Origin of the sequence: Campylobacter concisus (assembly GCF_902460575.1) — a bacterium.
GTDB lineage: Bacteria > Campylobacterota > Campylobacteria > Campylobacterales > Campylobacteraceae > Campylobacter_A > Campylobacter_A concisus_AW.
In genome coordinates this window covers 537227-550320 of record NZ_CABPUY010000001.1, presented here as the reverse complement: position 1 = coordinate 550320, position 13094 = coordinate 537227, and the positions used below count along the sequence as shown (strand labels likewise).

At 42.2% G+C, this 13094-nt stretch carries 12 protein-coding genes; 10 read left to right on the top strand and 2 right to left on the bottom strand.

Annotation, left to right across the window (positions count from 1 at the left end):
- Window positions 1–26: 26 nt before the first annotated feature.
- Complete coding sequence (gene hemW / locus F3G76_RS02740) at window positions 27–1073, bottom strand: radical SAM family heme chaperone HemW (RefSeq protein WP_149705849.1); 1047 nt, start codon at window positions 1071–1073, stop codon at window positions 27–29.
- A 131-nt stretch (window positions 1074–1204) separates the two neighbouring features.
- On the opposite strand from hemW, the gene F3G76_RS02735 reads away from it, so the two are divergent.
- Genes F3G76_RS02735 through cmoA form a run of 10 tightly spaced genes read left to right on the top strand, consistent with a single transcriptional unit; the run spans window position 1205 to window position 10297 of the window.
- Entirely contained in the window at window positions 1205–1669 is a 465-nt protein-coding gene (locus tag F3G76_RS02735; protein ID WP_021087786.1) for an RNA pyrophosphohydrolase, read from the top strand.
- The gene (locus F3G76_RS02730) at window positions 1669–2868 is read left to right on the top strand and encodes an aspartate kinase (RefSeq protein WP_149705848.1); all 1200 of its coding nucleotides are present in this window, start codon (window positions 1669–1671) and stop codon (window positions 2866–2868) included. Before F3G76_RS02735 ends, F3G76_RS02730 begins: the two co-directional genes overlap by 1 nt.
- Window positions 2868–3407, top strand: a complete 540-nt coding sequence (locus F3G76_RS02725) for a HobA family DNA replication regulator (protein ID WP_004317778.1) — start codon at window positions 2868–2870, stop codon at window positions 3405–3407. Before F3G76_RS02730 ends, F3G76_RS02725 begins: the two co-directional genes overlap by 1 nt.
- A complete protein-coding gene (locus tag F3G76_RS02720; protein ID WP_009294157.1) occupies window positions 3408–4028 on the top strand; it encodes a DNA polymerase III subunit delta' in 621 nt (206 codons plus the stop codon). It abuts the gene before it with no gap.
- Window positions 4025–5164: a dihydropteroate synthase gene (gene folP / locus F3G76_RS02715; RefSeq protein WP_149705847.1), complete on the top strand. Its 1140-nt coding sequence runs from the start codon at window positions 4025–4027 to the stop codon at window positions 5162–5164. Before F3G76_RS02720 ends, folP begins: the two co-directional genes overlap by 4 nt.
- 24 nt (window positions 5165–5188) lie before the next feature.
- Window positions 5189–6049, top strand: a complete 861-nt coding sequence (gene ybiA, locus F3G76_RS02710) for a riboflavin biosynthesis intermediates N-glycosidase (RefSeq protein WP_149705846.1) — start codon at window positions 5189–5191, stop codon at window positions 6047–6049.
- 41 nt (window positions 6050–6090) lie between these two features.
- On the top strand, window positions 6091–8034 hold the full coding sequence (ligA, locus tag F3G76_RS02705) for an NAD-dependent DNA ligase LigA (protein WP_149705845.1): 1944 nt from the start codon (window positions 6091–6093) through the stop codon (window positions 8032–8034).
- Entirely contained in the window at window positions 8024–8737 is a 714-nt protein-coding gene (gene tlyA, locus F3G76_RS02700; RefSeq protein ID WP_149705844.1) for a 23S rRNA (cytidine-2'-O)-methyltransferase TlyA, read from the top strand. The genes ligA and tlyA overlap by 11 nt, the downstream gene beginning before the upstream one ends.
- A complete protein-coding gene (locus F3G76_RS02695; protein WP_021084382.1) occupies window positions 8703–9596 on the top strand; it encodes a bifunctional riboflavin kinase/FAD synthetase in 894 nt (297 codons plus the stop codon). The genes tlyA and F3G76_RS02695 overlap by 35 nt, the downstream gene beginning before the upstream one ends.
- Complete coding sequence (cmoA, locus tag F3G76_RS02690) at window positions 9593–10297, top strand: carboxy-S-adenosyl-L-methionine synthase CmoA (RefSeq protein ID WP_149705843.1); 705 nt, start codon at window positions 9593–9595, stop codon at window positions 10295–10297. Before F3G76_RS02695 ends, cmoA begins: the two co-directional genes overlap by 4 nt.
- Window positions 10298–10564: 267 nt before the next feature.
- Here the strand turns inward: cmoA and fdhF are convergent, their stop codons facing one another.
- Window positions 10565–12841, bottom strand: a complete 2277-nt coding sequence (gene fdhF, locus F3G76_RS11080) for a formate dehydrogenase subunit alpha (RefSeq protein ID WP_080655749.1) — start codon at window positions 12839–12841, stop codon at window positions 10565–10567.
- Window positions 12842–13094: the final 253 nt, after the last annotated feature.

Genomic DNA, 13094 nt, shown 5'->3' with positions numbered 1-13094 from the left:
TTGACTTTGCTCAAATTTTTATAAATTTAGCCCTCGATAAAGAGTGCGATCTCGTCGCTTAGTAAGAAATTTGGGTTGTAAAATTTGCCATTTTTAAAGAGTAGTTTTTCATTTTCTACAAGTAAATTTGATCTTTTTTTCTGAGCCTCATTTAAGCGCCCAGCCTCTACGCCAACGATGCTTCTAAGCCCTAAAAATATATGCTCTCTTACTAGCTCGCTTGGGCTTAAAATTTCTCTTTCTCTATGCGTTGGCTGCGTGATGTAGGCGTCTATACTATTTTTGGCGTAGTATCTAGTGCCATCCACAAAGCCCACGCTAAAAGCCCCCACACCAAGGTAGTTTTTGCCTTGCCAGTAGCCAAGATTGTGCTTGCAAATTTCTCCGAAATTTGAAATTTCATACTGCCTAAAGCCAGCTCGTTGGGTCTGCTCTATCATAAATTTAGCCAAAGTGTCGCTATCCTTTTTATAGCTTTTTTTGCCAGCAAATGGGGTGTTTTCTTCAAGCGTGAGCGAGTAGGCGCTAAGATGTGTGATAGCAAGGCTTTTTAAGCTTTCAACCTCAGCCAAAAGGCGCTTTTTGGTATCAAATTTAGTGTCATAGATGAGGTCTAAATTTATATTTTTAAAGCCAGCTGCATGGGCATTTTCAACCGCTTTAAAAATTTGCTCTCTGCTGTGTATGCGCCCTAGAAATTTAAGCTTATCTTCAAAAAAGCTTTGAGCGCCAAAGCTTATGCGGGTTGCGCCTAAATTTTTTATATGCTTTAGCCAAGCTAAATTTGCAGAATTTGGATTTGCCTCAAATGTGATCTCAGTTTCTGGCGTGCAAAGTGGAGCTAAAATGCTAAAAATTTCATCATAAAACTTAGCATTTACCGCGCTTGGTGTGCCGCCGCCAAAAAAAATGGTTGAAATTTCTTTTACATTTTGGCTTTTTAGCTGAAAATTTAGATCAAGGCAAAGCGCTTTAAAATAGGCGCTAACCTTGTTAAATTCGTCATCGCTTGAGCCAAAAGCGCAGTAAGGACACTTGCTTTCACAAAATGGCACGTGGATATAAACTTGCAAATTTCTCTCTTTTTTAAATTTTGGCGATTATAAGAAATTTGGCATTTAGTGCAGTTTAAAAGTAGCTTTCATTTATCTATCTCTTAACTCTTTTTCGTTATTATCTCAAATAAAATTTTTTTGGAAAAAACATGCAAAAAAAATATAGACCAAATGTAGCAGCTGTCATTTTGTCTAGCTCTTACCCTTTTAAATGCGAAATTTTAGTCGCAAAAAGGGTTGATATGGACGATATCTGGCAGTTTCCTCAAGGTGGCATAGATGAAGGCGAAAGTCCAAAGCAAGCGCTAAAAAGGGAGCTCAAAGAGGAGATCGGAACTGATAAATTTGACTTCTTAGAAGAGTATCCTGATTGGCTTAGCTACGACTTTCCAGCAAATGCATCAAAGAGATTTTATCCATTTGATGGGCAGACGCAAAAGTACTTTTTAGTTAGGCTTAAAAATGGTGCGAGCATAAATTTAAAGACTGAGCATCCAGAGTTTAGCGAGTATAAATTTGTAGATATCAACAAGGCTTTAGAGGGGATAAATCACTTCAAAAAGCCTATTTATGACAAAGTTTTGAGTTATTTTAAAGAGAAAGGATATTTTTGATGTTAATCGTTCAAAAATTTGGCGGAACTAGCGTAGGCACGCTTGAGCGCATCGAAGCTGTGGCAAATAGGGTCATAGAGACTAAAAAGAGCGGCGCTGACGTGGTTGTGGTAGTTTCTGCGATGAGTGGAGTTACAAATCAATTGGTTGAATATAGTGAGTATTTCTCAAAGCACCCAGACGGCGTTGCTACTGATATGCTTTTAAGCTCTGGGGAGCAAGTAACCACCGCACTTTTGACGATTGCACTTAATGCAAAAGGCTATGCGTGCGTAGGGCTAACAGGTGCTATGGCTGGGATAATGACTGATGATGTTCATACAAAAGCTAGGATAGAAAAGATAGACACCACTAGGCTAAAAGCTGAGCTAAAAGCTGGCAGGATCGTCGTCGTAGCAGGCTTTCAAGGCATAAACGACAAAGGCGATATCACGACACTTGGTAGAGGCGGAAGTGACCTTAGTGCGGTTGCATTAGCAGGTGCTCTTGAAGCTGATCTGTGTGAAATTTTTACCGACGTTGATGGCGTTTATACGACTGATCCAAGGATAGAAAAAAAGGCAAAAAAGCTAGAAAAGATAAGCTATGACGAGATGCTTGAGCTTGCCTCTGCTGGGGCAAAAGTGCTTCAAAATCGCTCAGTCGAGCTAGCAAAAAAACTAAATGTCAAACTAATCACAAGAAGCAGTTTTAACCACAACGAAGGTACATTAATAGCAAAGGAAGATAATATGGAAGCGGTTTTAGTAAGCGGTATAGCACTAGATAAAAATCAAGCAAGAGTAACTTTAAGAGGCGTAGTCGATAAGCCTGGCATCGCAGCTGAGATTTTCACAGCTCTAGCTCATCAAAATATAAATGTAGATATGATCATCCAAAACGTAGGACACGACGGAACGACAAATTTAGGCTTTACAGTGCCACAAAACGAGCTTGATCTAGCAAAAGAGACTATGCAAAAGCTCTCAGCTGCAAAACATGTCGAGTATGACGATGCGATCGTGAAAGTCTCGGTTATCGGCGTAGGCATGAAGAGCCACAGCGGCGTAGCATGTCTAGCATTTGAGACGCTTGCAAAAGAGGGGATAAATATCCAGATGATCTCAACAAGCGAGATAAAAATTTCAATGATCGTCGATCAAAAATATGGCGAGCTCGCAGTTCGCGTACTTCACGATGCGTATAAGTTAGATAAATAATGCAAGATTTTATCCAATGGACGCTTGAGACTATAAGAAGCGAAAGATATATGAGCTGGATGGAGGAGAAGCGCGTCGAATGGACGCCTTTGCTTGCATCTAGGCTTAAATTTTTGCTTGATAGCAAGGCTTTTATAGTCATCTGCGACGATGAGCGAGAGTGGTTTGAAAACTATCTTTTAAGAAATATCAACCGCACAAAAAGCGAGCGTCCATTTTTGCCATTTTTTAGCCTAAGATCGCTCTATCCAGCCTTTGACAGCGTCGAGACAAACGAGCAAAAGCAGCTTTTAAAAGATATGCTAAGCCTTGCCTTTCCAAATGGCTACATCTTTTTTTACATCGGCAAGAGCATAGACAAGCGTGCAAATTTAGCCAAGACTGATGAAAACAGCTATATGTGGCTCTTTGATGAGCAGGCGCAAAATAGCTTCACGCTAAGCTCGAGCGATGAAAACTTAGACATCAAACTTCTAAATTTATACAAACTTTTTGACAAGAGCATAGACGCTGTGCTATTTGCAAAGGTGATGCTCTAAATGCTTAATAAAATCGTCATAACAAGCGATTTTGAAAATTTAAAAGCCAAGCTTGAAGCTGAGTTTGGCGTAAATAATCTAAGATTTTTTATAAGCGATGATTTTTTACTAGAAAATGCAAAAGAGGTCATCGCTGAAGCTTACATCGCCGAAAAAGATGAGAAAATTTTAGTCATAGAGGCGAAGTCTTTTCGCACCGAGGCTCAAAACGCACTTTTAAAGATCATTGAAGAGCCCCCAAGAAACATCAAATTTATAATAGTAACGCAGAGTAAAAATTTGCTTCTACCAACGATCAGATCGAGGATGCTAATAGAAAATAAGCTCACCAAAAAGCCAAAAATGAGTGTGGAGCTAAATTTAAAATCGCTCAGCCTAAAAGAGCTAACAAGCTTTATTGATCAAAAGATAGCAGAGGAGCAGGCGCAAAAATTTGGTAAAAACGAGCTAAAAGAGCTTGTGGGCGCTATCGTGACAAAGGCGGTTGATAGCGGGTATAAATTTAGCGGCGAGGAGATGGAGTATTTTTTCTCGCTCATCAAGCTTGCCGATCTAAACGCCAAGTCTCACGCCGTTTTGACGCCTCTTTTGCTTACTATCTTTGAGAAAGGACGACGTTGAAATTTTATAAGATAAATAACAAAAGCGACTTTGATCAAATTTGCAAGGCCGTCTCGCCAAGTCCGGCTGGCGCGAAGCTCATGCAAGAAAAGAGCGAGATAAATTTTATCTTCATTGACGAGATAAAGACCCCAGCGGCAAATATCCTAAAGCAAGACGCACTAAGTGTCGGCGCCGAGCTTGTGACGCATAATGATACGATCTTGGGTCGCGAGAGCCTAAATAAAGCCTTGCTAATGGCGACAAATGCGCAGCTTAGGCAGTTAGCAAAAAAAGAGAAGCTACAAGACTTTGGACTTAAAAAGCTTGCAGGTTTTTTAGAGACTAAATTTACAAAGCCAGCAAAGCCTCTTATAATGGGCGTTGCAAATATCAACACAGATAGTTTTAACGAGCAAAGCCGCATAAATACACAAAATGGCATAGCAAAAATCGAAGCCATGATAGAAGCAGGAGCCCACTATATCGACCTTGGCGGCGTTAGCTCAAGGCCAGGGAGCGAGTATTGCGGACGTGAGGAGGAGTTTAGGCGCATAAAAGATATCATAGAAGAAATTTATAGGCTAAATTTACATGAAAAGGCGAAATTTAGCCTTGATAGCTTTGATGAGTATTGCTTAGAATTTGCGCTAAATCACGGCTTTAAGATGATAAATGACATCACAGCAAATGCAAATTTAGCCACGCTTGCTGCAAGATACGATGCCGAGTTTTGTATGATGCACATGCAAGGAGATCCTGCTACCATGCAGATTGCGCCAAAGTATAACGACTTAATCGGTGAAATTTCAGACTTTTTCGAGCAAAAGATAGCCCTTGCAAGGGAGCTTGGCGCTAAAAAGATAGTGCTTGATGTGGGTATCGGCTTTGGCAAGACGGCTGAGCAAAATTTACTGCTTATTAAGCATTTGGAGCATTTTTTGAAATTTGACTACCCGCTGCTAGTCGGCGCTAGCCGCAAATCAGTCATAAATCACTACTATAAAAGCGAGGTCAAGGACCGCTTGCCAGGCTCGCTCTATCTGCATTTAAAAGCTTACGAAAACGGCGCGCAGATCATTAGAACGCACGATGTAGCCGAGCACAAGCAGCTTTTTGATATGCACGAGGCGATGAACCAAGCCACGCTTTGGTAGGGCGCTTGGCTAAAAAGAGGCTAGATGAGAAATTTACTTCCGCCACCTTGGATCAAATTTCCAAGCATTGATCCATTTTCCATCGGCTGGAGAATGGGCGCTGGCGAGGACTATAAGTTTAAATTTAACGAGTGGCTAAAAACGCTAAGTCAAGACGAGCAACGTCAATACGAACAGCTCTTCGCTGAGCCTGCGACGTGGCGTGGATACTGGGATGAGAGGCTTGGAGGCGACGAAAGCACGCTTTTTATAAATGGTGACTTTGTCATAGACTTTTGGGAGCGAGAGCCTAGATATGATCTAAAGTGGCTTAAAAAGCGCTACAACGCTGGCAAGGCGGATAAATTTTTACTATTTTGGGGTCATCAAAAGAGTGCAAATTTAAGCGCCAGCTGTCTTAGTCAGTGGTATGGCTCTAGTTTTTGGCAAGATGAAACTAGATACATTTGCGCTGAGCAATATATGATGGCTAAAAAGGCTCAGTGTTTTGGCGATAAAGATGCTTTGGAGCAAATTTTATCCGCCAAAGATCCAGCGCAGATGAAGGCGCTTGGCAGGCAGGTGCGAGGCTTTGATGCTAAGATATGGGACGAGGTCAAATTTGGCGTCGTGCTAAATGCGAGCTATCTAAAATTTAGCCAAAATGCCCCTTTGCGTGAATTTTTAATTCAAACTGGGAGTAAAATTTTAGTCGAGGCAAGCCCAGTTGATAAAATTTGGGGCATAGGCATGAGTGCAAGCGATGAAAATGCGCAAAATCCTATGAAGTGGCGAGGGCAAAATTTACTTGGCTTCGCGCTGATGATGGCGAGGGACGAGATAGCAAAGGTCTATAAAAATGTCCACCTTTGTGACGTAAGAGAGCTAAATTTGGATCATTTATAAAGTATGTTTAAGATAAAATGCGGTGTAAATTTGGAGCTAAAATGACAAAACAAGAGTATGAAAAAGCGGTTGACACGCTAAATGCGTGGGCAAAGGCCTACTACGACGAGGACGAGCCACTTGCAAGCGACGAGGAGTATGACGCACTATATCATGCGGTGCTTGATTATGAACAGGCAAATCCAAGTGAAATTTCGCTATTTTCGCCAACTAAGCGAGTGGGCGGAGGCGTAAAAGAGGGCTTTAGCAAGGCAAGCCACATAAAGCGCATGTGGAGCATGGAGGATATCTTTAGCCTTGGCGAGCTTGATGCGTGGCTAAAGCGTGGCGATAAAGAGAATTTGACCTTTGTCGCTGAGCCAAAATTTGACGGAGCGAGCCTAAATTTACTCTATGAAAATGGCGTTTTAGTTAGGGCGATCACAAGAGGCGACGGCGTTACAGGCGAGGATGTGACGCAAAATGCAAGGACGATAAATTCTGTTTTAAAGAGCATTAACTACAAAGGGCTCATTGAAATAAGGGGCGAAGTCGTCATAAGAAAAGATGACTTTGAGCTACTAAACGCAGAGCGCGCAAAAAATGGCGAGGCGCCACTTTCAAACCCTAGAAACGCAGCTGCTGGAAGCCTTAGACAGCTTGATAGTGCAGTCACTGCAAAAAGAAAGCTACTTTTCATACCTTGGGGCGTGGGCGAGCAGAGCCTTGGGCTAAAAGATCACAGCGAGGTGATGAAATTTGTGCGTGATCTTGGCTTTGAGAGGGATGATTTTTTTAAAATTTTAAAAAAAGATGAGCTTGAGGCCGCCTATAACGAACTTTTGGCAAGCCGTGAGGCAAAGAGCGTGATGATGGATGGCATGGTGATACGAGTAAATGACCTTGCACGCTGTGAAGAGCTGGGCTACACGGTCAAATTTCCAAAATTTATGGTGGCGTTTAAATTTCCAGCCATTGAAAAGGTGACTAGACTAAAAGACGTAGCACTTCAAGTTGGCAGAAGCGGCGTAGTAACGCCTGTTGGCGTGCTTGATGAGGTAAATATAGACGGAGCCAATATAAAATCCGCCACGCTTCATAACTTTGACGAGATAGAGCGCCTTGGCGTTATGAAAAACGACTACATTGGCATCATCCGCTCAGGAGATGTGATACCAAAGATAACAAAGGTCTTTAAAGATAGGCGAGATGGCAGTGAGCAAGCGATTGATAGGCCTAAATTTTGCCCAGTTTGCGGCTCACACCTGCTTGATGAAGGTGTCTTTGTAAAGTGTCAAAATTTAAGCTGCAGGGCAAGAGTGGTGGGCTCAATAATTCACTACGCATCGAAAAAATGCTTAAATATAGACGGCCTTGGCGACGCGATCGTAAATTTGCTATTTGACAAGGGGCTGATCGCTTGCATAAAAGACATCTACAGCCTTAAATTTGATGATCTCATGGCGCTTGAGGGCTTTAAAGAGAAAAAGGTAAATAACCTTTTAAATGCCATTGAGGCTAGCAAAGGTGCGGAGCTATCGCGCTTTATCACCGGTCTTGGCTGCGAGCACATCGGCGAGGTGGCGGCTAAAAAGCTAGCAAGTAGCTTTGGACTAGGCTGGCTTGATGCTAGCTTTGCTGAGCTTGTCTCGCTTGAGGGCTTTGGCGCGGAGATGGCAAATAGTTTAATCGACTTTGCCGAGGTCAATAGAGCGGAAATTTTAGCCCTAAGCCAGATCGTGCAGCCAAACGTGACGCAGACGCAGAGCATCTCAAATGCGCTAAGTGGCAAGACGGTCGTTATAACTGGCACGCTAAGTCGCCCAAGAGATGAGATAAAGGCGGAGCTTGAGAGTTTTGGCGCAAAGGTTTCTGGCTCAGTTTCTAAAAAAACGGACTTCGTGCTAGCCGGCGAGGAGGCTGGCAGCAAGCTTGATAAAGCAAATGAGCTGGGCGTGCTGGTGATCGACGAGAGCGAATATGAGAGGCTAAAACTTGAGGTTTGATAACTACGTCGCAAGCGTTTTAAACATCAGTAGAAATAAGGCGAGCGAGCTGATAAAGGGCGGCAAGGTGCTAACAAATGGCGAAATTTGCACCAAGGTTTCAAGCGAAGTTAGCGAGGCTAAAATTTCACTGCTTGATGAAATTTACGTTGGGCGAGGCGCACTTAAACTAAAGAGCTTTTTGGAGGCGATGAAATTTGACCTAGCTGGCAAAAACGCACTTGATATCGGCAGCTCAACTGGCGGTTTTATGCAAATTTTGCTTGAGCGTGGCGTAAAGAGCGTGACTGGCGTCGATGTGGGCACTGATCAGCTAGACGCCAGCCTAAGAGGCGATGAGCGAGTGAAAATTTATGAGAAAACTGACGTCAGGGAGTTTGCAAAGCAAAATCAAAGCAAATTTGATCTCATAACCTGTGACGTGAGCTTTATCTCTTTGGCTGAAATTTTACCAGCTATTTGCAAGCTAGCAAGTGCAAATTCGCTCATCATAACGCTTTTTAAACCGCAGTTTGAAGTGGGCGTTGGCGTAAAACGCAATAAAAAAGGTGTTGTCACCGACACTAAGGCTGTAAATTTAGCGATGAAGCGCTTTGAAGTGCTAGCAAGTAGCTTAAAATTTGAACTGATAGCTTGCAAAGAGTGTGAGGTCAAGGGAAAGGAAGGAAATGCCGAATTTTTCTACGCTTTTAACAAAAGATAATATCACTGCCGTTGCGATAGGGCACTTTGACGGCGTGCATAGGGGGCACAAGCAGCTTTTAAAACAGCTTGGCGAGTTTGGCGGACTTGTCGTCATCGACAAAAATAAGGCAAACATCACGCCAAAGCTAAAGCGAGCCGAGTACTCAAACTATCCTTGCTTCTTGTATGATTTTGAGAGTATAAAAGGGCTTAGCGGCGAGGAATTTATCGCACTTTTAAAGAGGGATTTTAAAAATTTAAAAAAGATCGTTGTTGGATTTGATTTTAGATTTGGCAGAAACAGAGCGTGGGACAAGCACGATCTGAAGAGGATTTTTGATGGCGAGGTGGTCGTCGTTGACGAGGTTTGTTATGACGGCATGGGCGTGCATAGCTCATCCATTAGAGAGCTGATACGTCAAGGCAACATCGATGAGGCAAACAGGCTAATAGGCAGGGAGTACTCGATCGAGGGTAACGTGATAAAAGGGCAGGGCATCGGCGCAAAAGAGCTGGTTGCTACGCTAAATTTAGATATAAAAAGCTATCTTTTGCCGCGCGAGGGCGTCTATGCGACAAGAACGAGAATGGGCTCATACACCTATGGCTCGGTCACTTTTATAGGCAACAGACTTAGCACGGATGGAAATTTTAGTGTCGAGACGCACATCTTAGACGAGGTCGCACCAAAGGTGACAAAGCACGTTGCCGTTTGCTTCATAAAACGCCTAAGAGATAATAAAAAATTTAATTCTCTAAGCGAGCTAAAAGAGCAGATAAAGCGCGATATAAACGAGGCTAGGCAGTGCGTGGGCGTGTGCGATCTCTTTTTTGGGGAGACGATGAGATACTTTGACGGATACGGAGCTGGTATATGAGAGATGAAATTTTTAAAGAGCCTATAAGCAAGCAGTTTGAATTTGATGATTTTGTGGCGAGCGTTTTTGATGATATGATCTCGCGCTCGGTGCCGTTTTATGACGTGAGCTCAAATTTAAACGCAAAGTTGCTGGCTAAAATTTTGCCAAAAGAGGCAAGCGTGTGTGACCTTGGCTGCTCTACAGCAAATAGCCTGCTTTTGCTAAACAACCTTAGAAACGACCTCGTGCTAAGCGGCGTGGATAACTCTGAGGCGATGCTTGCAAATGCAAAAAACAAGGCAAAAGCTTATGGGGCTGATATTGAATTTATCTTAGACGACATCTTAGAGTGCGAGCTAGAGGGCTTTGACGCTGTTTTGGCAAACTATACATTGCAGTTTATAAGACCACCAAAAAGAGCAAATTTGGTGCAAAAAATTTATAACGGACTAAATGAAAATGGCGTCTTTTTGTTTAGCGAAAAGATCATCTTTGAAGATAAAAAGCTCACTAAAAGCGTCATAGAAATTTACGAGGACTACAAGCAAGCGCAAGGCTACTCACGCTACGAGATCGCCCAAAAAAGAGAGGCGCTTGAAAATGTGCTTGTGCCATACACTGAAGAAGAAAATAGAAACTTAGCCCTAAATGTTGGCTTTAAGCGTGTCGAGAGCACATTTAAATGGGGAAATTTTATGAGCTTTTTGGCGTTTAAGTAAAATTCTCTTTTGAAAAAGCTATTTTATTCTCAAATATTTAGGGCATGCTTTATAAAACTAATGCCCCAAAAACTTCTAATATAGATATGGCTTAAATAATAAAAATTTAAAATTAAAGACTAAAAATCAGTTTTGATCTGCTTAATAATCGCTTGAAACTTATAAAATTAATTAAAAAAATATAAAAACAAGTGATATCTTAGGATTTGTAAAACTAGAAATTTAAATTTAATAGTAAAGAAATTTAGCGGGAGTTACCCGCTAAATTTACTCATTTATCGCTGCGTTTCCGTGGTGGTGGAAGTCATCGTAGATGATCTTTGAAGTTTGGAATTTCTCGCGTTTTAGCTCGCGAACTCGTAAAAATTCCTCTTCATCGATCTTTTTGATCTGGATAGCTGCTTTAAATGTCGGAGTCTTACTGATGTAGTCCCAACCGCTGCTTGTTAGCTCGTTGCAAGAGCTCTCCCAGTAGTGGAAAGTCATCTGGATGATGCCATCAGGCACGATGTCAGTTACTTCAGCTTTTACGACGATGTAGCCGTATCTACTCCAAGCTTTGATAAAGTCGCCTTGTTTTAGTCCGTATCTTTCTGCAAGTGCTGGGCTCATCTCAGCGATAGGTCCGATGCTATCTCCGCCCTCTTCGATGGCACGTGAGCGTCTTGTCATGGTGCCAACGGTGTATTGATAGACTTTTCTTGTAGTTAAAAGCTGTATCGGATACTCAGCGTCAGTCTTCTCATCGACTGAACCAGCCATGATAGGATACTCAGGCGACATATTCATCTTCTTAGCAAACTCAAGTTTTGCACTCTCGATCTCATCAGCCTTATCCACAAATAAGCATGGCACAAAGCGACCTTTGCCATCAGGTGTAAAGAATTTCTTATCAAGATAGAGGCTTTGACCGCCCATATCATCTTCAGTTGGGCATGGCCAGTGAAGTCCGTGATATTTTTTAAGTCTATAGTAGCTCATACCGCCGTAGCGTCTAGGGTCGCATTTTCTAACTTCTTCCCAAATCTCTTCTGGTGAATTGAAGTTAAAGCCCTCTGTCGCGCCCAAACGACGTGCGATCTCGCAAACGATCCACCAGTCTTGTCTAGCATCACCCGGAGGTGTGATGACTGCTTCGTTGTGCTGGACACGGCGCTCTGCGTTTGTGTAAAGACCCTCTTTTTCGCTACTTGCAACGCCAGGGAGTACCACGTCAGCTTTTAGTGAAGTCTCAGTTAAAAATAGATCTTGAACCACGTAGAAATCGACATTTGCGATGCCTTTTAAGAAGTGGTTTGTGTTTGGCTCAGAGATGACTGGGTTTTCGCCGATAGTCCAGAAGAAATGCACTCTGCCATCAAGGATCGCATCAGGTACTTCAGTTTTATGGATACCTATCTTTGAGTTTAAAAATCCAGGTTCTAGGTGCCACATTTTCTCAAACCAAGCTCTTTGCTCTGGGTCAGTTACTGAGCCAAGATTTGGGAATATGTTTGGTAAAACGCCCATATCGCAGCAGCCTTGAACATTCTCTTGACCTCTAAGTGGCAAGTCGCCTGTGCCAAGCTCGCAGATATTGCCAGTGATCAAGAATAAATTTGATACATCGCAAACTCCGCCAACGCCGTGGTTGAAGTGAGTTACGCCCATGCCGTGAGTGATGACGGCTGGTTTTGTGGTGGCATACATTCTAGCAGCTGCTCTGATATCCTCTGGATTTAGCCTTGTGTATTTTGCTACAACTTCTGGAGCATAGTCTTTTACAGCTTCTTTGACATACTCGATGCCTATTGTGTGATCTCTTACAAATTCCTCATTTACAAGACCTTCTTCGATGATAGTGTAAAGAAGTGCGTTGATAACAGGGATGTTGTGCTCAGGCTCTAATTGCAAGTGGATGTCTGCTCTACTTGCAAACTCAGTCTTGATAGGGTCGATAACGATCAGTTTTGCACCGCGGTTTAGCGCTCTTTGGATGTGCATAGCTGCGATTGGGTGACCATTTTCTGGGTTTGAGCCTATCATTAATATACAGTTACTATAAGTGCCAATCTCTGTAAAGCTATTTGTGGCAGCTCCGTTTCCGATTGTTTTAGCAAGTCCTGCTACTGTCGGAGCGTGTCAAATTCTAGCGCAGTGGTCGACGTTGTTTGTGCCTATGACTGCACGCATTAGCTTTTGAGCGACGTAGTTGTCTTCAAGTGTACAGCGTGCTGAGAAATTTCCTGCTAATGAGTCAGGGCCGTATTTCTCTTTTGCCTCTTTCATCTTTTCTACGACAAGATCAAGCGCCTCGTCCCAGCTGGCCTCTTCAAATTCACCGTCCTTTGAAAAGACCCCGTTTTTCTTTCTAATGAGTGGCTTTGTAAGTCTGTCTGGACTTGCAACGTAGTCCCAGCCATAAAAGCCCTTTAAACATAAATTTCCTTGATTGACTGGATTGTCTTCGACGCCAGTAGCGGCACGAACGACGTTGTTTTCCACGTGCAAGGTTACTTGACAGCCTGTCCCGCAATAAGGACAGATGACTTTGCCTTCTTTCATCACTTTCTCCTTCTAATTATGCATTTTTTGCATATTTATTTTGAGTAATATTACTAGCGCAAAACTTAATCTTTTATGAAAAATTCTTTATTTAAAAAATAAATTTTAATTTTAAGTTATATTTTATATAAAAATTAAAAAGCCGAATATATAGGAATTTAAAAAATATGCTAAATTTGCAGAAATTTCTAAAATTTATCAAATAAGAAATAAATTGTGTAAATTTGACACAGAAGCTGAAATATGAAAAATT